General features: G+C 57.4%; 23 protein-coding genes and 1 pseudogene. 12 read left to right on the forward strand and 12 right to left on the reverse strand.

Going from position 1 to position 21,329, the window contains the following annotated elements; translation table 11 throughout:
- Positions 1 to 1,221 (reverse strand): ShlB/FhaC/HecB family hemolysin secretion/activation protein (locus AAIL66_RS23525; RefSeq protein WP_343497899.1); only part of this gene is annotated, 1,221 nt, incomplete at its 3' end.
- A gap of 668 nt (positions 1,222 to 1,889) precedes the next feature.
- On the opposite strand from AAIL66_RS23525, the gene AAIL66_RS23530 reads away from it, so the two are divergent.
- Positions 1,890 to 2,426: an isoprenylcysteine carboxylmethyltransferase family protein gene (locus tag AAIL66_RS23530; RefSeq protein ID WP_343497900.1), complete on the forward strand. Its 537-nt coding sequence runs from the start codon at positions 1,890 to 1,892 to the stop codon at positions 2,424 to 2,426.
- A gap of 714 nt (positions 2,427 to 3,140) precedes the next feature.
- Here the strand turns inward: AAIL66_RS23530 and AAIL66_RS23535 are convergent.
- Entirely contained in the window at positions 3,141 to 3,359 is a 219-nt protein-coding gene (locus AAIL66_RS23535) for a hypothetical protein (RefSeq protein WP_034359109.1), read from the reverse strand.
- Positions 3,360 to 3,644: 285 nt separating this feature from the next.
- Here AAIL66_RS23535 and AAIL66_RS23540 point away from each other — a divergent pair, with 285 nt between their 5' ends.
- Together AAIL66_RS23540 and AAIL66_RS23545 are read left to right on the forward strand one after the other, a co-directional pair.
- The gene (locus AAIL66_RS23540; RefSeq protein WP_003064035.1) at positions 3,645 to 3,827 is read left to right on the forward strand and encodes a hypothetical protein; all 183 of its coding nucleotides are present in this window, start codon (positions 3,645 to 3,647) and stop codon (positions 3,825 to 3,827) included.
- A 202-nt stretch (positions 3,828 to 4,029) separates the two neighbouring features.
- Positions 4,030 to 4,782 (forward strand): SDR family oxidoreductase, encoded by a 753-nt coding sequence (locus AAIL66_RS23545; protein WP_012838488.1) that lies wholly within the window; start codon positions 4,030 to 4,032, stop codon positions 4,780 to 4,782.
- Positions 4,783 to 4,884: 102 nt separating this feature from the next.
- On the opposite strand, the gene AAIL66_RS23550 is transcribed toward AAIL66_RS23545, so the two are convergent.
- The 3 genes from AAIL66_RS23550 to AAIL66_RS23560 all read right to left on the reverse strand — a co-directional run bounded on the left by AAIL66_RS23550 (position 4,885) and on the right by AAIL66_RS23560 (position 6,916).
- A complete protein-coding gene (locus AAIL66_RS23550; RefSeq protein WP_343497901.1) occupies positions 4,885 to 5,061 on the reverse strand; it encodes a hypothetical protein in 177 nt (58 codons plus the stop codon).
- A gap of 471 nt (positions 5,062 to 5,532) precedes the next feature.
- Positions 5,533 to 5,841: a hypothetical protein gene (locus AAIL66_RS23555; protein ID WP_012838489.1), complete on the reverse strand. Its 309-nt coding sequence runs from the start codon at positions 5,839 to 5,841 to the stop codon at positions 5,533 to 5,535.
- 211 nt (positions 5,842 to 6,052) lie between these two features.
- Positions 6,053 to 6,916: a DMT family transporter gene (locus AAIL66_RS23560; protein ID WP_343497911.1), complete on the reverse strand. Its 864-nt coding sequence runs from the start codon at positions 6,914 to 6,916 to the stop codon at positions 6,053 to 6,055.
- 380 nt (positions 6,917 to 7,296) lie between these two features.
- Here AAIL66_RS23560 and AAIL66_RS23565 point away from each other — a divergent pair, with 380 nt between their 5' ends.
- The 4 genes and pseudogenes from AAIL66_RS23565 (at position 7,297) to AAIL66_RS23580 (ending at position 9,308) form a co-directional block, all read left to right on the forward strand.
- The gene (locus AAIL66_RS23565; RefSeq protein ID WP_034359117.1) at positions 7,297 to 7,548 is read left to right on the forward strand and encodes a hypothetical protein; all 252 of its coding nucleotides are present in this window, start codon (positions 7,297 to 7,299) and stop codon (positions 7,546 to 7,548) included.
- 223 nt (positions 7,549 to 7,771) lie between these two features.
- A pseudogene (locus tag AAIL66_RS23570) lies at positions 7,772 to 8,122 on the forward strand (diguanylate cyclase); the annotation flags it as partial.
- 192 nt (positions 8,123 to 8,314) lie between these two features.
- Positions 8,315 to 8,830 (forward strand): NUDIX hydrolase, encoded by a 516-nt coding sequence (locus AAIL66_RS23575; RefSeq protein ID WP_343497902.1) that lies wholly within the window; start codon positions 8,315 to 8,317, stop codon positions 8,828 to 8,830.
- A 64-nt stretch (positions 8,831 to 8,894) separates the two neighbouring features.
- Complete coding sequence (locus AAIL66_RS23580) at positions 8,895 to 9,308, forward strand: GNAT family N-acetyltransferase (protein ID WP_343497903.1); 414 nt, start codon at positions 8,895 to 8,897, stop codon at positions 9,306 to 9,308.
- Between the two features lie 161 nt (positions 9,309 to 9,469).
- Here the strand turns inward: AAIL66_RS23580 and AAIL66_RS23585 are convergent, their stop codons facing one another.
- Both AAIL66_RS23585 and AAIL66_RS23590 read right to left on the reverse strand, forming a co-directional pair.
- Positions 9,470 to 10,207 (reverse strand): siderophore-interacting protein, encoded by a 738-nt coding sequence (locus tag AAIL66_RS23585; protein ID WP_034395481.1) that lies wholly within the window; start codon positions 10,205 to 10,207, stop codon positions 9,470 to 9,472.
- Positions 10,200 to 10,436 carry a hypothetical protein gene (locus tag AAIL66_RS23590; RefSeq protein WP_034395483.1) on the reverse strand — a complete coding sequence of 79 codons (237 nt, stop codon included), beginning with the start codon at positions 10,434 to 10,436 and terminating at the stop codon, positions 10,200 to 10,202. Before AAIL66_RS23590 ends, AAIL66_RS23585 begins: the two co-directional genes overlap by 8 nt.
- Before the next feature lie 86 nt (positions 10,437 to 10,522).
- Between AAIL66_RS23590 and AAIL66_RS23595 the strand changes: the two genes are divergently transcribed.
- The gene (locus AAIL66_RS23595; RefSeq protein WP_174447128.1) at positions 10,523 to 11,152 is read left to right on the forward strand and encodes a TetR/AcrR family transcriptional regulator; all 630 of its coding nucleotides are present in this window, start codon (positions 10,523 to 10,525) and stop codon (positions 11,150 to 11,152) included.
- Between the two features lie 112 nt (positions 11,153 to 11,264).
- Here AAIL66_RS23595 and AAIL66_RS23600 read toward each other — a convergent pair whose 3' ends face one another.
- The 4 genes from AAIL66_RS23600 to AAIL66_RS23615 all read right to left on the reverse strand — a co-directional run bounded on the left by AAIL66_RS23600 (position 11,265) and on the right by AAIL66_RS23615 (position 16,680).
- Positions 11,265 to 12,782 (reverse strand): PepSY domain-containing protein, encoded by a 1,518-nt coding sequence (locus AAIL66_RS23600; protein ID WP_343497904.1) that lies wholly within the window; start codon positions 12,780 to 12,782, stop codon positions 11,265 to 11,267.
- Between the two features lie 11 nt (positions 12,783 to 12,793).
- Positions 12,794 to 14,980, reverse strand: a complete 2,187-nt coding sequence (locus AAIL66_RS23605; RefSeq protein ID WP_343497905.1) for a TonB-dependent receptor — start codon at positions 14,978 to 14,980, stop codon at positions 12,794 to 12,796.
- 90 nt (positions 14,981 to 15,070) lie between these two features.
- On the reverse strand, positions 15,071 to 15,430 hold the full coding sequence (locus AAIL66_RS23610; RefSeq protein WP_034398669.1) for a DUF2946 family protein: 360 nt from the start codon (positions 15,428 to 15,430) through the stop codon (positions 15,071 to 15,073).
- A 290-nt stretch (positions 15,431 to 15,720) separates the two neighbouring features.
- Positions 15,721 to 16,680, reverse strand: a complete 960-nt coding sequence (locus tag AAIL66_RS23615; protein WP_343497906.1) for an alpha/beta hydrolase — start codon at positions 16,678 to 16,680, stop codon at positions 15,721 to 15,723.
- A 132-nt stretch (positions 16,681 to 16,812) separates the two neighbouring features.
- Between AAIL66_RS23615 and AAIL66_RS23620 the strand changes: the two genes are divergently transcribed.
- The 4 genes from AAIL66_RS23620 to AAIL66_RS23635 all read left to right on the forward strand — a co-directional run bounded on the left by AAIL66_RS23620 (position 16,813) and on the right by AAIL66_RS23635 (position 20,126).
- Positions 16,813 to 17,853 (forward strand): AraC family transcriptional regulator ligand-binding domain-containing protein, encoded by a 1,041-nt coding sequence (locus AAIL66_RS23620; RefSeq protein WP_343497907.1) that lies wholly within the window; start codon positions 16,813 to 16,815, stop codon positions 17,851 to 17,853.
- 496 nt (positions 17,854 to 18,349) lie between these two features.
- Positions 18,350 to 18,517, forward strand: coding sequence for a DUF6500 family protein (locus AAIL66_RS23625; protein ID WP_231879666.1), 168 nt, complete (start codon positions 18,350 to 18,352; stop codon positions 18,515 to 18,517).
- 188 nt (positions 18,518 to 18,705) lie between these two features.
- A complete protein-coding gene (locus AAIL66_RS23630; RefSeq protein WP_343497908.1) occupies positions 18,706 to 19,122 on the forward strand; it encodes a GNAT family N-acetyltransferase in 417 nt (138 codons plus the stop codon).
- Positions 19,123 to 19,214: 92 nt separating this feature from the next.
- Positions 19,215 to 20,126 carry a polysaccharide deacetylase family protein gene (locus tag AAIL66_RS23635; RefSeq protein ID WP_343497909.1) on the forward strand — a complete coding sequence of 304 codons (912 nt, stop codon included), beginning with the start codon at positions 19,215 to 19,217 and terminating at the stop codon, positions 20,124 to 20,126.
- Positions 20,127 to 20,200: 74 nt separating this feature from the next.
- Here AAIL66_RS23635 and AAIL66_RS23640 read toward each other — a convergent pair.
- Positions 20,201 to 21,329, reverse strand: a 1,129-nt coding sequence (locus AAIL66_RS23640) for a methyl-accepting chemotaxis protein (protein ID WP_343497910.1), incomplete at its 5' end; no start/stop codon positions are given.

Consider the following 21,329-nt stretch of genomic DNA (forward strand, 5'->3'; position numbering starts at 1 on the left):
GGCATTGCCCAGATAGCTGCGCTGGTTCAGGCTCAGCTCAAAGCCCGAGGTGCGCCTGCGCTGGACATCGATTTCCACATCGTCGATGTAGTTGTTGGAGGTCCGCTGGAACGCCTTGATGCCAATCGTTGTCTTCGAGGAGGCATTGCGAAACACTACGCGGCTTAGCTTGAGATCCAGGTTGCTGGATTCGCCGCTGAAGGTGTAGTTTTGATAGGCACCGGCCACGCCTTGGTGGTACTTGTTATAGGAGCCGGACAGGGCTGCCAGCCAGTACCCCAAAGGCACGGAATACTGCGCTGCACGGGTCTCAGTGCCACGGTTGCCACCATTGCCGATACCACCGCCGAAGCTGAAATACATCAGATCATTCAGGCCCAGCGGGTTGTCCCAGGACACGGTTCCCGTGCCCTGGACCTTTCCTGTGGATTTGGTGCCGCCATTATCCAAGGCGACGTTAAAGCGCAGCGAGCTTATTTTCTTATAAGTGATCATCAAATCACTTTGGCCGGGTTCGACATCCGGGCCTTCGGCGGGAGTGATTTGAATATCGGCATCTGCCATTGGAACACGCTTGAGGTTTTCCAAGCCTTGCTCAATATCACGCAGTTGCAGCAGCTCGCCAGGTTTGGACGGCAGCGCTGCAATAAGTGAAGTGTCTCCTGTGCTGTCCGGGGTAAATCGGATGGACCTGAGAACGCCGGGAATGAAAGCAACGGTCAGCACCCCGCTTTGGAGGTTTTGCGGAGCCACCATGACCCGGGAGGTCACGTAGCCATGCTCAAGCACTGCCTGCTGCAGCCGAGCCAGGATGACTTCGACACCCTTCGCCCCAATGCAAGGCCTGGCACTCAGATCAATACCCGCTGCCGCCTTGAGCCACGGCACTTGATCAAGTTTTTCTCCAGTCAATTCAAGGGAGTGCAGCGCAAAGCAGGGAATCTCGCTCGTCGGCATCTCCAGCGCAATGGCCTTGGTCCGCGGCTGCAAGGTATCTGCATTGGGAGCCATGCGCTCACGCAGTTCCCGTTCACGCTCTTGCTGTCGTTGCAACTGCTGCTGTTCAATGGCTGAACCGGACAGTTGCGCCATAGCAGGAGCTGCAAAGCTGAGTACGGCAACAAATAGTGACGTCAATTGAAAACGCTTGCCAGGCGCTGTCTCCCTCATAAAAGAGCTATTTATTTCTTGTGTCATTATTTCTCGCATGAAAGCAGCCATGTTTATGGCTGATGGCCGGCATACAAAAGCTACAACAGCAGCATATTTAATGAATAACAAGTTTCCTGCAGTGAATTACCTCCACAGCAGTAGAAAGAGCTTTCACTGTTTTCCGTGGCCAGGCCATGTGTGAAATCCAATTTTCACTCGTGACTTTTTTATTTGTTTGAGAAGTAGCTTCGCTAACGGCGATTTTTTTATTTCTCCACCGGCTGCCACCCTTGAAGCCAGGGTTCCGGACTGAAGCACTCAGCGGCCTCAGTGCCCGCCTACGCCAACGATGTCATGCAAGTCAATGCACTCTTGAATGAGTATGAAAACCGGCGTATCAATCGGTCCCCCATTTATCAAGACAAGCAAAAATAAGACGGCGCTCTCAGCGATCACTGACGAAATATGGAGATGGACCCAAGAAAGCATCAGGCGACAGAGAACATGCTAATCAAAGCAGTCGATGATTTAGATAAGAAAATTCTTATTTTTAGAAACTGAAAACTCAGCAATATCGTTCATACGCCACGAAAACTGAATGCCAGATTTGATGCATCCGTGCTTACGTCCTGATCTGCCGACATCTGGGTAATGCAAGCCCGCAATAGCGCGGTATTTTTTGAGCATCAGAAGTCATAGCCCCGCTTGCATTCAATGGCGTGGCATGCAGTCAGGTCATGCTGCAGCACATGATTGACCATGAAGCCACTTTAAGCTTTAGGCTTGAATGCATGATTTCTCAATCCCCAGCGCAGAACAAATCCTCTTTACTCATGCTGCGGGTGCCGCCGATGGCGCTGTTCGCTGTGTTTGCCATGGCAATGTGGCTTCTGCCCGGTATCTTGCCGATCGGATTCACTGCTTCATGGATGGTAGCCCTCATGCTCGCCGCAGTGGGTGGAGCGTTCTGCCTCGCCGGTGTTCGGGCATTTCAGCATGCCCGGACCACGGTGAGCCCCATCACCCCGGCAGCATCGACGGCGCTGGTGGTCAGCGGGATCTATCGGGTGACACGCAATCCGATGTATCTGGGCTTTGCGCTTTTATTGCTGGCACTCGCCATGTATTTGGGCAAGCTATCAGGATTGCTGCTTGTGCCGCTGTTCATGGCCTATCTTCAGCACTTCCAGATACGACCAGAGGAAAGAGCGCTGCAGGCGAAATTTGGTGTTTTGTTCGTGACCTATTGTCGGCAGGTACGACGCTGGCTATAGAAGGATTTGAGCCGGCCCGGGCCACGCCGGCTGGTATTGACTGCGCATCCGGCGCCATGCACCGCTGCCTTGCAAGCAGATAGACAAGGTCAGGCAAGCTACCAGGCTGTATCGATGCTGGCGCGGCCCAGAACTCCATTCAGCCCGGTCATCCAGAGATTGCAGGGCATCCATGCTTGCCACGGACAGATCAGCGGGGCACATAGGCCACTTGCCCACCTGACGCTTTGCGCTCGATCACCAGCAAGTGACTTGATCGAGCGGCAGAGGCTTGCTGCAGCCGGTTTTTACGTCCAATCGTCTCTGACCTCGTAAATGACCCAGGCCACCAGCAAGACGACCAGTTGCAGACCAATCAGTTGAATCATGAGAGTAGACATCGCCGCTCTCCTTGAGTGCATTGATGCAGTCATGGTCCCACTTCGGATGCTCGCCAGCAAATGAAGACAGCTTGCACTTCGCGGGCTTTAGCAGCTACACATTGGGCTGCTCTATCGGATCGCCCGGCAGCTCTGCAGGCGGCTGATCATTGGGCGGATCAATCGGATCCGGCTTGGGTTCCGGTTCTTTGAGCGGGTTCTTCTGAAGAGTCATGGCGGCCATCTCCTTGCAGTGATGAAGTCGGTGCCGAACAGATTGGCGAATGAGTCAGAGACACAATGGGGAGCAGCACCATAGATCTCTGACGAGTTGCGGGCAGCATCCGGATGAGGCTCAGGATATCTCGAAGATGTCGCCATCCGACAATGCCGCGCTCTCATGGTAGATGTCATAAAGGTACTGAGGCAGCTCCTCATAAGTGATCTCGGGAGGAACGACCAGATCCACCGGGCCAAGCTTTCCATCGAGCCCAACCGCAAAGCAGCGCCATCCCGAGTTGCTGCGCTCTATGGCCAGGATGTCGCCAAACACATTGAATCGGTACTTTTCCATTTCTGCTCCACTGTTGAGCCTTGCATGCTAGCCGCATCTGCTCGCCAGTCTCGGACAGCCTGTGGCACCTGAATTGCCGAACCCGTGCATCAAGAGCCATCAGCCCGAAGCCTTGTCAGAGCCGATGGAAACGGGGCATCGCTGCTTTTCCTGGCGCTCGCCCCCATCCTGTTTATGCACCAAAGCTGACGTTTTACTTATTGGATAGGGCTTCAAGGTTATTAAAAAGAGTACTGTGGAGCTTGGCGATCAATCTTGATTCGTCATCCAGGACTGGAGGTCTATATGCCAGATAGCCGTATTCCCCCGCCAATCCAGAAGTTCTGGGAAACCACCAAGGAGCTGTTCTCCATGGACAAGGATTTCCCTGCGCCGCCCCAACTAGACCCGCAAGAGCCCACAGACATGGAAAAAAAGCAGGAGGAAGAGAGACTGCTGCGCATGCGCCACAACTACCGATACTGGTAGCCCTGTCTCTTGAATCCAGCCTTGCGATTGGTTTTCAACCACCTCTACAGGTGGTTTTTTGTTGCCTTGAGATACAAAAGCATGAGCACTTGGACCGGATCAAGCCTAGGCCGCAGAGGAAATGCGGCGATAAGATGAATCGAGAACCGTGAAGCTGGAGACGAGACTCGCGGCAGAATCAAATGGATCACCAAGGAGCCCCATGAAAAACAAAGTTGTGCTCATCACCGGAGGCAGCCGAGGCATTGGCGCAGCCACCGCCCTGCAAGCAGCAGCGGCAGGCTGGGATGTACTGCTCAGCTTCAATACAGATCAGACGGCAGCCGATGCGGTTGTCTCGCAAATCACGGAAATGGGCAGGCACGCCATGGCCATTCAGGCGGATATGGGCTGCGAAGAGCAGATTCGCCGTCTTTTTGCCGTGGCAGATGTACAGTTCGGGCGCCTGGACGCCCTGGTCAACAATGCAGGTATTGTGGACACGGCACAGACGCTGGCCGAGTTCAGTTTGCAGCGCCTTGAGCGAATGTTTCGCATCAACACCATAGGCGCTTTTCTTTGCGCTCGCGAAGCGGTGCATCGCATGAGCACTGCCAATGGCGGCCATGGTGGAGCCATCGTGAATGTGTCCAGCATTGCTGCAAGACTTGGCGCGCCACGCCAGTACGTCGACTACGCGGCATCCAAGGGTGCTGTGGATGTGATGACTCTGGGGCTGGCCAAGGAAGTGGCTGCGGAAGGCATCCGCGTCAACGCTGTCCGTCCCGGCCTCATTGAAACGGATATTCATGCCAGCGGGGGACAGCCTGACCGGGTTCGGCGCCTGGCCGCCGGCGTTCCCATGAAGCGCGGAGGGACCGCTCTGGAGGTTGCCAATGCAATCGTATGGCTCATCTCGGACGAGTCGCCATACACCACAGGTAGCCTGATCGAGATTTCTGGCGGCAACCTCTAACCGGGCAGCCGCCCGACCACGGCGAGCCCTCCGGTAGTCACACCAGGTGACACGGCGTTATCTGTTTCTCAGCCTTCGCTCGACCGCGCCAGTCGAGGCCTGTCATTCAGCGATGGCCGTGACCATGGCCCCCACCCGGGCGATGACCTCCATGCGGTGGACGGTGATTTCCATGCCCTCCATGCCCTCCGTGGCCTGGGTGCGGTGGGCGGTGCGCGTGATGATGGTGGTAGTACCCAGGCCTATATGCAGGCCGCCCGTAGTAGTACGAGCCGCCATAAGGCTGATAGATGTAGGTATCGCTATACCCGTAGCTGTATCCAGGGCCCACCGCGTAGCATCCCGACAACAGCAAGACGAGGGCAGAGACTCCAAACAGTTTTTTCATATACGAAGTTTAGACGGACCGAATTCGCGCGGTTTTTCAATGTGTAAGCCCGGCTTTGTGCAAACAACTGCCGGCATCTTGAGGAATTTTCTTCTGACATACCCCGCAATGCCCGACAGCTGGCGAAGGGGCTCCGTTTACATCCGGGGAATGCACGCAAATGGCCAAGTGACCGTTTGACGGCAAGCCGGCCTGCTTTTTCATCTTCTGCCTGGGCGCCGCAGCTGTGTGGGATGGCAGTTGCGCCCTCCCCTCATCCCGGCCAAGGCGCCGCGCAATGGGTTCGCCCGACCAGGCATGCATGCCCGGCTGCCGAATTGCGGCACTGCAGCACTTCGTGATGGTTGACGAGTAACGCTGCGCTAATAGCCCCAGCTTTGGCCTCCCGGATAGGTGCGCCCGCCACTCAATCCGGAGCCCGGCCACGGCCACAGGCTGCCTTGATTTTCATGGCCCTCGTTTCCGCGGTCACGAAAGTGATCCCGGTCCCAGTCGTTTTCAAAGTCGATCGAGCGATCCCGCTGTTGAATATCGTTGTTTCTAAGATCCTGATCCGCATTCTTCTCAACCTTCTGGGATCCTGGATCCATTCCTTGCCCATTGACCGGCCTCTGCATCACGCATCCGGTCAATATCAAGGCGAACGCAGTCAGTGCAACTAGCTCTTTCATGGCAGCCCTTTCTACAAGTGGCACTGACAGCCTATTCCTGCCGGTGGATACCCGTGTAAAGCGATGTTCGTCGGCACGACGGCAGGGATGCGCATGGGAGCTTGTGCATCGACCAGCCCGTGCATTCAAGCTGTGACATTCGAGCAGCACAAAGATGCTGCAAGCACTGATCCCCTGGCTCCTGAAGAGCGCTAGGGAAAGGATTGCACAACTACTCTTTTGCCACAGCAGGCCTGCCGCCAGACCGGGTCACCACAACCAATGAGATACCGCCCAATATGGCGGCACCAGCCAGAGTCAGCCGCATGGTCCAGGGCTCTCCCAACAGGGAGACGGCACCGATGGCGGCCAGCAAGGGAACGCTCAGCTGTATGGATGCAGCAGCCCCTGCCTTCAGCTGAGGTAGCGCCGCATACCATGCGACGTAGCCCAATCCGGAAGTCAGCATTCCGGAGCACAGCGCATACATCAATCCTGCCGTGCTCCATGAGGCCTGCCCCTGCACCATCACGAGCATCAGCAGCGAAAGCGGCACCGTCCGCAAGAAATTTCCTGCCGTCACGCCGATCGGGTCGGTTGCGCCCTTGCCGAGCAAGGAATACAGCCCCCAGGCAACCCCTGCCAGGAGCATGAGCAAAGCCGCTCCCAGGGGCGGAGCCGAGAGTCCGGGTCGCAGCAACACCACCAGGCCGCCGAAAGCCAGCACCAATCCACCCCATTGCCGGGGTGAAAGTGCCTCGCCGCGACAAAGGCCCACGCCCACCATCGTCGCCTGCACCGCGCCGAAAAGCAGCAAGGCACCGACACCGGCCGACAGACTCCCGTAGGCGAAGGAAAACAACGCCGCATAAGCGAACAACAAGCCCGCCGACGTCCAGTTGCCAACACCGGTAGAGGGAGCGCGTTTCAGGCTCACGACCAGCGCCAGCATGGCCGCGCCCGAAGCCAGTCGCACTGCCGTAAAGCTCGCGGCATCAATGGAGTGGGATTGGAGCGCAAGGCGGCACAGCAGCGAGTTGCCGGCAAAGGCCAGCATCGCCAGACCAGTCAACACAGTGGTGTGAAACAAGGGCATCACAACCTCGTAGATGGACCAACCCCGGTATTTTTCCATGTCATCCGTCCGTAACAAAGCAACTGCTGTCTTGATGGAGATAGCCCCGCCTTGCTGCCGGCGCCAGCCCTGTGCCGGAGGATCGGAGACTCAGCCCGCGGCTGCCGCAGCAAGCGTCATCAGCTTCACGAGATGTCTAGAAGAGCAAAGCCCCGTTCGCCAAAACAGCAGGCCTGCGGTCCGGATTCAGGAATCAAGCCACACCACGGCCTCTGTGCATCAATTGCACACTTCCAGTCACTTTCTGTAGCTCGGAGAACGAGGGAGGTGAAATTTCCGCGACAGCTACAGTCACCATAATTCCTCAAACTTGACACACATCATGAAAGAGAAAGGGTTGGATGGAGTTCCTAGGCAATCAAAGCGCCCAGCTGAGGATGATGAAAGGCCAGATCATGGCGCAAGAAGCACTTCTCATTGCCCTGATCGAAACGCTGGATGACAACAAGAAAAGCAATCTGCAACACAACTTCAGCCAGCGCGCCGAAGAGATCAAGGCGGAGGTCTTGAACTCGATGGCGACAGATGAGCTCTACGAGCGCCTGCTGGAGCACCTCGACAGATATTCGAAGACCGTCAACTTGCGCCCTTGACTTTTTGCGCAACAAAGACCTGCCCGCCATGACGCGGGCTTTTTCTTTGGTGGCTTGCATGATGCCGGCTGGGTGGATCACGGCGCCAAATCATCTTCCCAGGCCCGATGGCAGCCGACGATTCCAAGGACAGGAGTTCAAACGCCGCCATCGCCTGAGCGGACTTGCCGGCTTGCTCACATTCGAATCCGGGTGACGTAGATCAGACACAAGACATGGCAAGGTGATGACAGCGATTGCCGTGAAGGAAACGGTTGTCAAGCTGCGCAAGGAACGTGATTTTGATGCTTTGACGCAGATACTAAATCGCCGCTCCTTTCAGGAATATGCCCGGAAGCGTCTTGCCGACCTGGGGTTCTATCCCATGGCAGTGCTGGCCTGCGATATAGGACATAGACCATTTCAAACGCGTCAACGACGCAAGGGGCCACGAGCGCGGCGACAAGGTGCTGCAGCTTGTCAGCTTCTCTATCAAGCAAAGAATGCCTGGCGTGATCGGGTGCATGTGTCTGGAGTGGACTATCCGGATATACCGATCGAAAGCACTCTGCAGCCGGACAAGATTGCGGCTTGATCCGCCGCGGCGCGGTCCACACCAGGTTCCCGCCCTTTCCATACGGCCGCGTATTCCATTTGGATCAACCGCCGGTGCCGGTGGCTGCTGGCCAGCCTGCTGATCGTGACCGATTGAGTCCGGCCAGAAGCAGTCCTTCGTTCAGGCATGCACAATGCACGCAAGCAAATTCGGCTTGTTCAGAGAAATAGTATGTTCACAACCAAGTGGAGGCCTGCCACATCCATAAAAGTCAAGGCACTTGGACTTCACTGGCGAGAAGGCAAGTTGTTGGCCGCAGAGGTATTGGATGACCGAGGCCATCTGAAAGGTGTTCGCCCCCTTGGAGGAAGCATCGAATTCGGTGAGCACTGGCAATCAGCGCTGATACGCGAGTTCAAAGAGGAGCTGGGCGTTGACGTTGAAATATTGGGTCCTGCACTCGTGATGGAGAACATCTATACCCATGAAGGGGAGCCCGGCCACGAAGTGCTGTTCATTTGCGAAGTGCTGTTCAGCAGCACAAATTTTGATAACCAGAGCAGCATTGAGTTTCATGAAGACAGTGGAACGCAATGCACCGCCAGATGGTTTGATTTGGCCGAACTTGACCTGCCTGAAGGACCAGCTCTTTTCCCTGTGGGTCTCAAGAAAGCCCTTCAGGGCAAGCATCATCGCCAGTCGAATACTGCCACTGGCAAGCCTGTTTGCTCTGAAGGCGCTGAATGACTGAAATAGACCATTCTCTGACTCTGCTGCGGTCAAGAAGTCCCCTTTGAAACAATGCTCCAGCATGGAAGTCCACACTTCACATACTCGCAGATACTCAACTGCCGATCTGGACAGCGCATTTCAGCTTCTGACAAGCAATGGATGGTCTCATCGCATCCCGGACCGCCAATTTCTTGAGCGCCTTGTCTCAGCATCTCAACGAGTGGTCGTGGCCGTCTCTCAGGACCAGGTGGTCGGGTTTGCGCGCGCAATCACTGACGGACTGTCCAATGGCTATCTATCGATGGTTGTGGTGGCTCCGGAATGGAGAGGCAAGGGAATTGGCAGAAGCCTGGTCGAAGAGATTGTGAGCGACGACGAAGGCATCACCTGGATGCTGCGAGCCTCTCGCTCTCAAGCGCCTGCATTTTTTTCGAAACTTGGATTTGTGCCCTCGATCGATGCGATGGAGCGGGCCCGGAAACGCACAAGCTAGCAATGCCGCCAATGCCCGGCCTGGGTCCGCTGCAACCGCTGCTGTCGGCGCAAATAGCAGACAACCGATAGACAGGATTGCAGGCCGTCGGATGCGCATCTGGGATGTAAGCGCAGCTACCCGTCATCAGCCCCGCCGACAGCAGGTACTCGAGAAACACATCACGCTTCCCGGTGGTCGGCCGCCCCGGACTTCCAGTATCCCTTCGCGCTCAAGCCGTGCCTGGGCAGCTCTCGCTCTTGAAAGTAATGATGCTTCAGGCTACGGATGGCCGCAGACTCTCCCGCAATCCAGATGTAGCCAGGCCCTGTCGGCAAGGGGCGGTGCAGCAGTGCCTGACACAGGCTCAGGCCGGGTTCCGGCTGGGCATTGATCCATTGGACGCGCAGCTTGGCCAGGCTGTCGATAGGCTGATGCTCACTTGGCGACAGCACTTCCGCATAGACCTTGGCATTGATGTCGGCGGGCAAACGGCTGGCAATGCTCTGGATGCCGGGCAAAGCGGTTGCATCGCCTGCCAGCATGACCCATTGTGTATTGCCGGGGAGCAGGAAACCGCCGCTGCGAGGCCCTGCGATTCCGATGTGTTCGCCAATCAAAGCCCGAGATGCCCACTCAGAGGCCGGACCGGAGCCGGATCCTGTTCCATGCAGAACAAAGTCCAGATCCAGCGTTCCAGCCTTGAAGTCGACACTTCGTATCGTGTAGGCACGCCCTTCCCCGGTGGGAAGAAAGACTTTGACCCAGGCGGCTGGTTCATCGACTCCCGGCACTTGAAGAAATGCGGCGATCTCGTCACCGCCCACCGTGATTCGCCGCATATGTGGAGTGATGGAATGAACTGCCTGCACGACTCCCACGGCTCTTGCTGTGCGCGGCTTGTGGTCGATTTCATGCATGGCGCACTCCCTGGGGCAAGAAGCTCAGCAACCGCACTGCAACCAGCAGGGATGGGGCGACAAAGATGCCGAACCATGCCCGGGACAGCAGGGCCGCCACAGACTTCGCCCCGATGATCGGAAATCCGGTGAACACCGCCTGTGTGACTGGCAGCAGCTTGATTAATGCATTGATGGCGGGCGGCTGACAGGCCGCTGCTGCCACCGCTTCATGAGAACGAATGGACATCGATCACTCCAAATATGAGCATTTGCTCGATATGTGAAAGAATATGAGCCATTGCTCGCATTGAAAACTCGCGTTCGGACAGACCTATGCCGACCCTGCCTCAACCACGACGAATCCCTCGCCAGAACCGCTCACGGGCCTTGGTCGATGCAATTCTTGAAGCCACGGCTCGCGTTTTGAGCGAGCGCGGCTATGCAGGAACCAATACCAATCTGGTTGCCGAACGCGCCGGGGTCAGCGTCGGCTCCGTCTACCAGTACTTTCCCAACAAGGATTCCCTGATCACGGCCCTACATGAACGGCACGCGGTAGAAATGCACGCAGCCATGGAAACCGTCCTGGCGGGCACCACGTCGCCAGGATTGCTGGAGCGGCTGGCAGCCATCGTGCATGCATGGCTGGCGGCGCATCAGGTTGCTCCCGAGCTGCACCAGGTGCTGGAGAAAGAGTTTCCGTTCTTTGATGCTCCATCGGATCAGAGCGCGGCCGATCAAAGCATTCATTGCCGCATTCGTCAGCTGCTGGAGGAGCATCGGGATGAAGTCATTCAGGAAGACCTGAATCTCGCCACCTGGATTGTGTTGCGGACCATGGAGTCATTGATTCATGCCGCTGTCATTCCTCCCGGAACGCCCCACCCGATCCAGAAGACCGAGCAGGCCATCGTGGAGATGCTGATTGGCTATCTCTGTGGCGGCTCGCGGCGCACCACATGAAGGTTGTGCTTTAGGGACAACCGGCCTCGGCTGGCTTCAGTGCCTGGTACTCGCGGGAGCAGCTAACGCCCTGGCATGAAGGCGACGCTCTTCGATTGCACCATCCCCAAGATCAAAATCGGCGTTTATGCCCGATGAGCAATTTCAGTCGCCTGTATCCCAGCACGATGCCGGTCAGTGCCAGAGCCAACGTACCAATGCTCAGCAAAACGAGGATGGCATCACGCGGCCAGGCGTGGCGCAGCATCCACGGCAGGTCCCAACTGTGCAGGAAATTGAACAGCCACCGTCCTGTACGCTGCCTTTGGTCCAGGCTCAGCACAACATCACCTGAGTACGGGCTGATGTATACGATGGTGTTTCCCGGATCTTCAAATTGCATCCGGAGCACGGGCAGATCACGCGCCGCTGCTGAATACATCGAGGCCTCACCCCGACGGTAATAGTAGGCGTCGTACTCGTTCAGCAACGTGGTCGAGCGAATGGCAAAAGGGAACAGCTTCTTCGCGGCCTGTTCTAGTTTCGAGCGGTCAAGTTCCCGCTCTACCTGGGGCGCAGCAAGGCTTGCGGACACGATGCGGGTCTCCCCTAGTCCATTGAAGGCCAGCAGATAGGGCTGCCCATCCAGTACTTTCCATTCGACCTCGCGCGTGTCAAATCCCTCGGCGCTGAGCAGTGTCAGCGCTTCGTGCGTGGCGAACCTGAAGGGATTGCTTCCTGGACCTGCGTGCTGGTAGGCACGCAGATCGGGACGAGGTCCTTGCGGGCTGAAGATCCCCAGCGGATTCATGGACATCAGCCCGCTGAAGATCCAGCAGATCATCATCGCTCCAAATACGAGGCCGGTGATGTGATGCCAGCGCATCTGGAACTCCCGGTACGGCGTCCTGGCTCCGGATTTGTAGCGACCGTTGAAGCGCCATCGCCAGATGCCCACCAAGGCACCGGCAATGGCGGAGACGGTTCCCAATGCCGAGAGCCCGATGACCAGCCAGCTCCATACAGGATCTTTGGAGCCTTCACGCACCATATACACCCAGTGAAGCCAGGCACCCACGTAGTTCCAGTAGCGTTGATGGCGCGGTACGTCCATGACCACCTCGGCAGTGGTCGACGAGATGTACAACAGGCTTGATGCGGAATCGTCCATCAGGACCTTGATGAGAGGCCGATGGGGATCGAGCGAGGCGGAATGCGTCCAGCGGTCGTCTTGCGTGCGACCTTGCAGCGCCCCATTTGCTCCGGACAGGAATGCCTGGGCGCTGCGCAAGGCCGCTGCGTCGTCGGGCGGCTGCGCAACAACGCCCGTGCCGGCATCAACCACCCGCAGCGTGCCGTCCGCCTCCTTGAGCCGGTAGCTGGGGCGGCCCGCAATGGTGGTGAGCACGATCTGCTGCACTCTGTCGGCAGACTGGCTTTGCTTCAGAGCTGCCTCAACAGGCAGGTAGCTCTGGCCAGTGCTCAGGGAAGGCAATGCCTGCAGGCGCTCCGTCGGCAACAGTTTGGGGTAGCCGACAAAGAGCATCACCACTCCGCTGAAGAGCCAGAGCGCCATCAGCACGCATGCACCCACCCCGGTCCATCGATGCACCAGAAACACAAGCCGCTTGGCTTGGGCGGAAGTCCACATCGGCGGCGCGCTCAGAAGCGATGGTTCAGTGTCAGCTCAACACGTCGCCCTTCCCCGACGAACCACTGCGTGTTGGTGTAGTAGGAGGTCGTGAAGTAGTGCTTGTCGAAGATGTTGAAGCCGCGCAGCGTGAACGTGGTGGCCTTGGTTGCCTTCCATTGCAGCGCCAGGTCTGCCGTGGTGTAGGCAGGCAGCTTCAAGGTATTCGCATTGTCTGCATAGCGCTTGCCCACATGGCGAAGGCCGCCGGACAGCGTCCAGTCAGGCACGACTTTCCAGCTCACCCAAACATTGGCGACACGCTCCGGCACGTCGGTGGGAATATTGCCATTGCGTGAAACAACGATGCCGCCCACAGACTCGCTGAAATCCTCATAGCGAGCCTTGAGCAGCGCAAAGTTGGCATCAATCTGCACGGCCTTGCTGACTTGCATCGACAGGGTGCCCTCGATGCCCTTGGAGGAGCGTTCGCCAACCTGTATGCGCAAAGCGGGGTTTGCTGGGTCTCGCGTCAATAAGTTGTTTTTGGTGATGGAATACGCCGCAAGCGTCCAGTCACCCTTGCCCTCCCAGAAGGATTGCTTGATACCGACCTCAAACTGTTTGCCGCTCGATACGTCGAAGGCGGAATTAGCCGCCGACAACATCAGCAGGCCGCTCACCGGATCTGCGGCCTTGGATGCCTGCGCATACAGGGACAGTTGAGGACTTAGCTTGTAGACCGAGCCAAGTCGCCAACCGGTGTTGGAGTAGCTGCGTTTGAAAGCCTGATTGCCCGCCACCAGATCCTGGCGCGACAGGTCCGCACGGTCGAAGCGCGTGCCCGCCACGACAGACCAGCGATCCGTCAGTTCAAGCCGATCTTCCGCAAACAGCGCATATTGCTCGGCCTTGTTTTGATAGCGGGGAATGAAGGGTACGGAGCTGCTGTAGTAGCCCGGGACGGGGTTGTAGGGATCGACCGGTCCGGAGCTGCCGGTGTAAGTGTTGTTGGTGTGCTGAAACGATGCGCGGTTCACGTCGAAGCCCACGGAGAGCTGGTTTGGACGTCCGAGCAAGCTGCCATGGAAGCTCACATCCGTGGTGTTGCCTGCCTGCGTCTGGTCGTGACCGATCTCGGTGTTGTCCGAGCGGTCAATCAATCCCGTAGCGGCGTTGTACCGGTACGCTTCAGCATTGCGCCAATAGCGGTCGCTGCCAATGTGATAGAGCTTGCTTCGTATGACGACATTGCTGCCGGGGGCCCACTGGGCAGCCAGTTCGGTCCAGCGATCCTTGAACTGGATGCGGCTGTCGGCAACGTTGTAGTTGCGCTCTCGGAGCGCCGGGTCTTGTACTCCGTTGACCAGCGGTGTACCGAAGTAACGCATCGGCTTTTGCCGGCCCTGTGCGTGCGAGAGTTGCACGTTGAAGTCAGGTGTCACATCCCAGCGCAGAGCGCCGGAGATCGTCCGATTGCTGGAATCGCCACGATCCACCCAGCCATCCGATTGGTCGCCACTGACATCGAGTCGGTAGGACCATTGCTCATTGATCGCGCCTGCGCTGCCGAAGGCCAATGCACGTTTGCCTCTGGTTCCCAGCGTGGCCTGGACTTCATTTTGAACAGGTCCGCGCGTGGGCTTTTTGGGGATCACGTTGACCACGCCACCAATAGCGCCATCACCGTAGATTACGGATGCGGGTCCGCGCAGCACTTCTATGCGGTCGATAGACCAGGTGTCGAAGGGAAAACTCACGCCGACTCCCCCGTATTGGCGCGTACCGTCGTATAGACGCATGACCGAGGTGGAGTCCGTGAAACCTCGTACCGAGAGCGCGCTGCCACTGTTGCCCGGATGTCCCAGACTGGTGATGCCGGTAGATCGCGTGATTGCGTCAACCAGAGAAGTGTCGCCGCGAGCATCCAGTTGCTCGCGCGTGGTCACCTCGACACTGGCCGGAGTGTCGCGTGCATTGAGGTCGAGCCGGCTGCCGGTGCCCACTGGGCGCTCCAAAGGAGTGTCCCCCGATGAACGTACGGTAACGGTGTCCAGGGTGACGTCGGCTTGTGCCCAACTGGCAGAGCTCGCTACTGCAAGAGGAACAGCCAATGACAGATGGGCCACAGCCAGGGCCACGCTGTTGCGTTGAAAGAAGGCGAGCGAAGGAGAACTCGCGCTGCCATTGGGCATCGCGCCATAAAAGGGATGGGTCATGAACTATCTGCGTGCAAGTGAGATCGGCCGTGCAGGACTGGGCCCGACGGCGATAGGCTGTATCCGCCATCGATTGGCGGCACAGTGGACTTACACGAGCGTTGGCGGCCCTCGCGGGGGCAAAGGTGCCCCCACCAGCGCGGCAATACGCGCTGAAACTACAGGCTGTAGCGCCAAGCCGAGCGGCTGTGGCTGCTCAAGATGCGGTGATGAATAGCTCGGCGGTGTCGTGATGGTCAGACACAAGGGACAGTCCAACGAATGATGAAGCCCTGGCGCGGCCTGGCCGTCCTCATCAAGCATGATCACCTGCATGCTGCCACTTGAGGTACAGACCACCTCGATGGCTTTTGGATGCACTATGGGCGAAGCCATTGCAATACTCAACGTCAGCATGAACCACGCCAGAACCAGGCGGGTCAGTGACAGGGAGTTACGCAGCGCTTGCATGGTTGCGCATTATGAGGCCTACGACGAAGGCCGAGACTTGTCGATTTCTCGCTACTTCGCGCTATCGAGGAGATGCAGCCGTGTGTGGCCGCGTCCCCGAGAGGGCTTGCAACGGAAAAATCGCAGTTTTGAGCGATGGTGAGCGTTGCAAAGCTTCTGCTCCGCCAAGCAGCCGACCGTGCCCGGATCCCGGAGGCAGACATTCATGGGCTGAGCTTTACAGAGCGAGCTCGCTTGCGTGCCCGTGACCGGCACGCAAGCGAGCTGCACTGCCTGAAAAGATGCCGAACTCAGCGCACCTTCTCGGTGCCGGTGACTTCACGGAAGAAATCATCGATTGCGTCGACCATTTGCGACAGACCCGGCTCCTCGATCGGATAGTGCCCCGCGTTCTCCAGCATGATGGTCCGAACCGGTACCTTGCCGATTCGGCCGATTACAGGCTCGCTTAGCTCCAGAGGAGTCCAGCGATCATCGGCTGGCTGCGTCAGCAAGACAGGGCAGACATTGAAGTCAGTTGGCTCGACTTCGGGCACATGCGACATGTAGGAATCAAGGAATGCGATGGACACGGCATTTGCAGCGGAGGTTTTATCGCGCATGAAAACTTTCATGGCCGCATCGCTGTTGCACAGCGCGCTCATTTTTCCTGCCTGGCTCATCGGCATCCTCATCTTTGCCAATGGCGTATTGGCCAACTTGCTCATGAGCGGAGCTCCTACGCGACTGACAATCAGATTTTTCGCTGTCTCGTCCCGCACCCGCCGGTCCCGGTTATCAAGAAACGTCATTCCTGCGATACCCTTGACCTTGCGGTTTCGGGACGCGACGTTATAGGTGAGCATGCCGCCGGCAGAGAGGCCATACAAAACGATGGGGCGACTGTCACGCGCCAGTTCTCTGTCAATCAGGTCGCTACCGCATTGGACCCAATCGTCGTAAGTGACGACGTGACCCTCCCCTACTTCGGTCAAACCGTAGCCAGGCATATCCGCAGCGATGGTTTCGTAACCGCGTTGAGCCAGCGGGCGACCAAGAATCGTCATCATCTGACGACCATTTGTCCCGACTCCGTGCATCAGAATAACCCTTACCGAGGCGTTCGGATTGCGGTACGCATCGATGTGAATTCGATCACCGTGCCAGTCCCAGAAAGACTCGGAGGGCTCCTCGCTCAAGGGGATCCGATAGCGCTCGGGAAGGAAAGACTGGATTTCTCGCCAGATGGGTTGGTCGGCGTACATGCTCATGGAAGTCTCCGTGATCGATACGCGCTGCGGATTGCGTCGCGTTGTTTTCACTTTAGGAGTTGCGATCACTTGGCAGAAGGTTGAATCGGGCCAACTGCTTTATCCTTCAGGCCAATAGTCTGGGGAAGATTCATGCAGTTCTGGGATTTCACGCGCAGTCCGGCAAGTGTTCAGTTGCTGCTCGAAGCAGGAGCAAAGCGCGGTCTGAGAGCGCGGGATCTGCTCCAGGGCTCCGGTTTGACCCAGGAACGGCTGGCTGACGCAGAGATCAGCATCGATCCAGCACAAGAAGTAGCCGTCATTCGAAACCTGCTCACTCTCATCCCGGACGAGCCAGGCCTGGGACTGCTTGTCGGCATGCGCTACCACGCTACGGCCTATGGAATTCTTGGCCTTGGAATGCTTAGTGCTGCAAGCGGTCTGGACGCCCTCCTGCTTGCGCACCGTTTCCTCTCCCTGACCTTTGCACTCGCTATGCTGGAGCATGAGCGCTCAGAGGGGATGCATCGGCTGAAATTCGTTGCATCGCCTGCGCTTGAGCCAGCATTGCGCGAGTTTGCAGTGCAACGCGCCGTAGGCGCGACCTGCCGTCTAATGCTGGATGTCCTGGGGGCAGACACGCAGCTGGAAGCTCTCAGTCTCAGCATGAAACGGTCGCCGCATATGCCGTACGCAATCGGCGGCGTACGGATCGAGTGGGGATCGCAAAGCAACGAACTACGCGTAACACAGGCAACTATGGCTCAAGCCCTGCCTCAAGCCAGTGCGGCAACGTATGCCATGTGTGTCCGCATGTGCGAAGACCTCATGAGCAAACGTCGCACATCGCTTTCGACTGGAACGCTACTTCGAGAAATGCTGGCGGCACAACCTGATGGATCGTCGGCAAACCTGCAGCAAGTTGCCGGCTGGCTTCACGTAAGCGAGAGATCGCTCAAACGCCGGCTTCATGACGAAGGACTCTCGTTTCGGAAACTACACGAAGAGGTTCGCAGAGCACGAGCCGACAAGCTGCTGATTGGCTCCGAGCTATCCGTTGCAGAAATTGCCGCGCGGCTTGGCTACAGTGATGTATCCGCGTTCTCGCAAGCATATAAACGATGGACGGGCTTTTCCCCCACGAATGCAACCGAGCAAATGCGCGGCCAAGAAATCTCAAGTAGCAAGCATTGATAGCGCGCATGAATGCCGACACAGAGACCATGCGCTTTTTCCCGCCACACTTTCGGTGGAGCAGAACAATGCCACGGCGTAATACTGTCGCGAACTCATCAAGCAGCAAGGTTGGGTAGTTTAGGCAGTGGAGGAAAAAGCTACCGCAACATTCATTGGACTCACCGGCTTGCATAGACCGACCGATGAGCCGCCATTTTCCCCATGCATCGAAGTAGCCTGGCCCATCAGAGGCTGGTGTTCTTTGTTGATTGGATGCAAGGGCTCAAGTGCTCATCTGCCTAGAGCTGAACAGCGACGGCGGCAACCGGCCAGAAGCCGACTTTGAGATCCTGTGTAATACGGTGATGCTGATCTCCAAAATAGACAGAGGCAGGGAAATTGATGTTGAAGTCTCTAGCCTAGATGACAATTTTTTTTTGAAAAGTTGAGGATAAAAATTGGTATGAGATCGAGCTTAAGAGCCAAGGCTATTGCTATCTGCGATGAGAAAATCATGAAGAAAGGGGAAACTGTAGGCCTTTCGTTTTACGCTTTCTTCGCCAATAAAAATGATGATCCAGACCTGCTGATGGAGGCGGCTGAATGGTGGATCAAGCAACACAAGCTTGATCACTTTGAAAAAGCGACAAAGATTCGCCGCATGATTTCTTCTGGCGAATAGCTTCTCACTCATATGGCTCGAAATGGGAAGTGCCGGCATGGGTCGAACAGAGACAGTGGCTCCCGGCCACAAGCAGTCCACGTGTTTCAAGCGAGAATGTGCTCTCGCCTTTGGACTGCCAGAAATTGGAGACAGCAGTGAGAACACGCCACTGCCCTAGCACCGTGGATCAGGTATCTATCCGACCAATGAGCATTGGGGACTACGACAGCGTCACCGCAATGATGAAGAAAACAGATGGGGTTACTTTTCGGGATGCCGATTCACGGGAAGCTACCCAGCGCTACCTGTTGCGCAACCCCGGTTTGAGCTTCGTTGCGTTAGAAGGCGAGCATATCGTTGGATGCATCATGTCAGGCCACGATGGCCGCCGCGGCTACTTGCAGCACCTTGTCGTCCTGTCTACACACCGAAAACGCGGCATTGCTTCCCGCTTGGTGGAGCTGTGCTTGGACGGACTTGAAAGACTCGGCATTCATAAGAGTCACATTGATGTTCTTCAAGAGAACCATTCTGCCCACGCTTATTGGGAAGGCAGAGGATGGAAGCTGAGGACGGACATTCGCCGGTATTCTTTCGTGCGCTCTGGCAGTGATAACGCCTAGGGACAACCGGCAGACATCCTCGGACGTCTGCAATGGGTCAACCCACAGTCAACGACTTGCAGGTTCACTGCTTGCGTATTTCATAAGCTCTCATGACAACCATTCTTCGCGCTATTGCATCGCTGACCGCTCTGTTTTTTTCATCCCTGGGCTTTGCCCAGACGTTGAGTTTGACCTTTGATGATGGACTGAACCCCGACAAGCAGGCCCAAGCGCAAGTTTGGAATCAGCAGATCATTTCCAGCCTCAAAGACTCTGGCATCACAGCGATGGTGTTCCCCTCGCTGATTCGCATAGGCGGTGATCGAGGAATGGGGCTCATCATGGATTGGGCCAAGGCAGGTCATGCGGTAGGCAACCATACGGCGACACACCGCAGTCTTGCATCCGCCGAGACGACACTGGACGAATTCATTGCGGACGTGAAAAAGGCCGATGCAGCTCTGCGTCACATTCCGACTTGGGCGCCGATGCTTCGCTTTCCTTACCTGAAAGAAGGTGACACGGAGGAAAAGCGCGACGGCATCCGGTCCTGGATGAAATCAAATGGCTATAGACCTGCTCCAGTCTCCGTTGATGCCAGCGATTGGTACTACAACCAGATCTACTCCTCGCTTCTACGAGCTGGTTCACACGACAAGGCTGTCCGGGTCAAGATGGCCTACATTGAACACCTGCTTGACAGGGCTACTTACTATGAAGGCCTGGCCAAGCAGGTACTTGGTCGAAGCCCTGCGCATGTGATGCTGCTGCACACCAATGAGATCAATGCGGCAGCCTTGCCTGATATCGTTTCGGCTTTTCGCAAGCAAGGCTGGACGTTCGTACCAGCAACAACCGCCTTCAAAGATCCCATCTACTCTTCGCAGCCAGACACATTGCCTGCTGGCGAAAGCGTCGTATGGGCAAGCGCGAAAGCTCGCGGCATTTCTGGCCTGCGCTATCCCGCCGAGGACTCGGTCTATGAAGAACCCAAGCTCCGCCTGGAGTCACTAGTACCCTAGCAGTCCTCCTAGGGTCGTTCCGAGACAGTCATCTGCCGGTCAGAAGCAGTCATCACGGCGCTTCGCTGCGCGGGCTAGCGGAACACGCCAATCGCTTCCACAAGATTCTTCACCTGCCATTGCATGCTGCTGGACGCCTGCGCCCCCTGGGTCACCAGCTGCGCGTTCTGCTGCGTCAGATAGTCCATGTCCGCCACCGACTTCCCTACCTGGCTGATCTCCTCGCTTTGTTCGCGCGTGGCCTTGCTGATCTCGGCAATGAAGTCCGCCACGCTGCGGGCCTGGGAGACGATATCCCCAATGTTGCGCCCCGCATCGCTGACCACCAGAGAGCCGACCTCGATGGTGGCCGTGCTGGCCTGAATCAGCGCCTTGATCTCCTTGGCCGCATCGGCGCTGCGCTGCGCCAGGGCCCTCACCTCGCCGGCAACGACGGCAAACCCCCTGCCATGCTCGCCCGCGCGGGCGGCCTCCACGGCCGCATTCAGCGCCAGCAAATTGGTCTGAAAGGCAATACTGTCAATCACGCCGACGATGTCGGCAATGCGGCGGGAGTTGGCCGTAATCGACTCCATGGTGGAGACGATCTGATCCATGGACTGCCCCCCGCGCAAGGCCGCTGCGCTGGCTTCACTGGCCAGCACACCGGCTTTTTGTGCCGTATCGGCGCTGGACTGAACCCGGGCCGTGATCTGCTCCATGGAGGCCGAGGTCTGGGCCACATTCACCGCCAGTTGCTCCGTCTGCCCGTGCAGATAGCTGTTGCCCTGCTCGATCTCGTTACAGGCCTGCTGAACATTGAGCGCCTGCTGGTTCACATCGTCCACCAGCCAGCGGAACATGAGACCGATCTGGTTGACCGTGCGCAGCGTGGTGCCGATTTCATCCGAGCGCTGCAGATATTCCGTCTGCCGGTTGTTGCCGGTTGCCACGTTCAGCGACTGACGCTTGAGCAGCTCCAGCGGCGTGGCGAGCTGGCTCTCCAGCAACAGCGTCATCACCATCAGGGCCACCGTCATGAAGGCCGCCATCGACAAAAACTGCATCTGGCTTTGACCCAGCAGCCAGGCCCCAAGCACCAGGGCGGCCCACAAGGCCAGCGAGTTCAGGCGAATGCGCCGGCGCACCCCCATGTGCCGCCAGATCGACAGCAGCTTCCCCAGCCCTTTCTTGGAGACTATGCCTTTGTGCAGCTCGGGAGCG

Source organism: Comamonas sp. F1-6 (assembly GCF_039581415.1).
GTDB classification, from domain to species: Bacteria; Pseudomonadota; Gammaproteobacteria; order Burkholderiales; family Burkholderiaceae_C; genus Comamonas; species Comamonas thiooxydans.

Bases quoted from the DNA above. Each gene is read 5' to 3' on its own strand.
- AAIL66_RS23550 (WP_343497901.1), bottom strand. From the start codon at position 5,061: ATGGCGGCTCGTACTACTACGGGCGGCCTGCATATAGGCCTGGGTACT.
- AAIL66_RS23625 (WP_231879666.1), top strand. From the start codon at position 18,350: ATGAAGAAAGGGGAAACTGTAGGCCTTTCGTTTTACGCTTTCTTCGCC.
- AAIL66_RS23610 (WP_034398669.1), bottom strand. From the start codon at position 15,430: ATGCAAGCGCTGCGTAACTCCCTGTCACTGACCCGCCTGGTTCTGGCG.
- AAIL66_RS23535 (WP_034359109.1), bottom strand. From the start codon at position 3,359: ATGGAAAAGTACCGATTCAATGTGTTTGGCGACATCCTGGCCATAGAG.
- AAIL66_RS23580 (WP_343497903.1), top strand. From the start codon at position 8,895: ATGGAAGTCCACACTTCACATACTCGCAGATACTCAACTGCCGATCTG.
- AAIL66_RS23585 (WP_034395481.1), bottom strand. From the start codon at position 10,207: ATGCATGAAATCGACCACAAGCCGCGCACAGCAAGAGCCGTGGGAGTC.
- AAIL66_RS23620 (WP_343497907.1), top strand. From the start codon at position 16,813: ATGCAGTTCTGGGATTTCACGCGCAGTCCGGCAAGTGTTCAGTTGCTG.
- AAIL66_RS23615 (WP_343497906.1), bottom strand. From the start codon at position 16,680: ATGAGCATGTACGCCGACCAACCCATCTGGCGAGAAATCCAGTCTTTC.
- AAIL66_RS23595 (WP_174447128.1), top strand. From the start codon at position 10,523: ATGCCGACCCTGCCTCAACCACGACGAATCCCTCGCCAGAACCGCTCA.
- AAIL66_RS23605 (WP_343497905.1), bottom strand. From the start codon at position 14,980: ATGACCCATCCCTTTTATGGCGCGATGCCCAATGGCAGCGCGAGTTCT.
- AAIL66_RS23565 (WP_034359117.1), top strand. From the start codon at position 7,297: ATGGAGTTCCTAGGCAATCAAAGCGCCCAGCTGAGGATGATGAAAGGC.
- AAIL66_RS23530 (WP_343497900.1), top strand. From the start codon at position 1,890: ATGCTGCAGCACATGATTGACCATGAAGCCACTTTAAGCTTTAGGCTT.
- AAIL66_RS23630 (WP_343497908.1), top strand. From the start codon at position 18,706: ATGAGCATTGGGGACTACGACAGCGTCACCGCAATGATGAAGAAAACA.
- AAIL66_RS23635 (WP_343497909.1), top strand. From the start codon at position 19,215: ATGACAACCATTCTTCGCGCTATTGCATCGCTGACCGCTCTGTTTTTT.
- AAIL66_RS23555 (WP_012838489.1), bottom strand. From the start codon at position 5,841: ATGAAAGAGCTAGTTGCACTGACTGCGTTCGCCTTGATATTGACCGGA.
- AAIL66_RS23540 (WP_003064035.1), top strand. From the start codon at position 3,645: ATGCCAGATAGCCGTATTCCCCCGCCAATCCAGAAGTTCTGGGAAACC.
- AAIL66_RS23575 (WP_343497902.1), top strand. From the start codon at position 8,315: ATGTTCACAACCAAGTGGAGGCCTGCCACATCCATAAAAGTCAAGGCA.
- AAIL66_RS23545 (WP_012838488.1), top strand. From the start codon at position 4,030: ATGAAAAACAAAGTTGTGCTCATCACCGGAGGCAGCCGAGGCATTGGC.
- AAIL66_RS23560 (WP_343497911.1), bottom strand. From the start codon at position 6,916: ATGCCCTTGTTTCACACCACTGTGTTGACTGGTCTGGCGATGCTGGCC.
- AAIL66_RS23600 (WP_343497904.1), bottom strand. From the start codon at position 12,782: ATGTGGACTTCCGCCCAAGCCAAGCGGCTTGTGTTTCTGGTGCATCGA.
- AAIL66_RS23590 (WP_034395483.1), bottom strand. From the start codon at position 10,436: ATGTCCATTCGTTCTCATGAAGCGGTGGCAGCAGCGGCCTGTCAGCCG.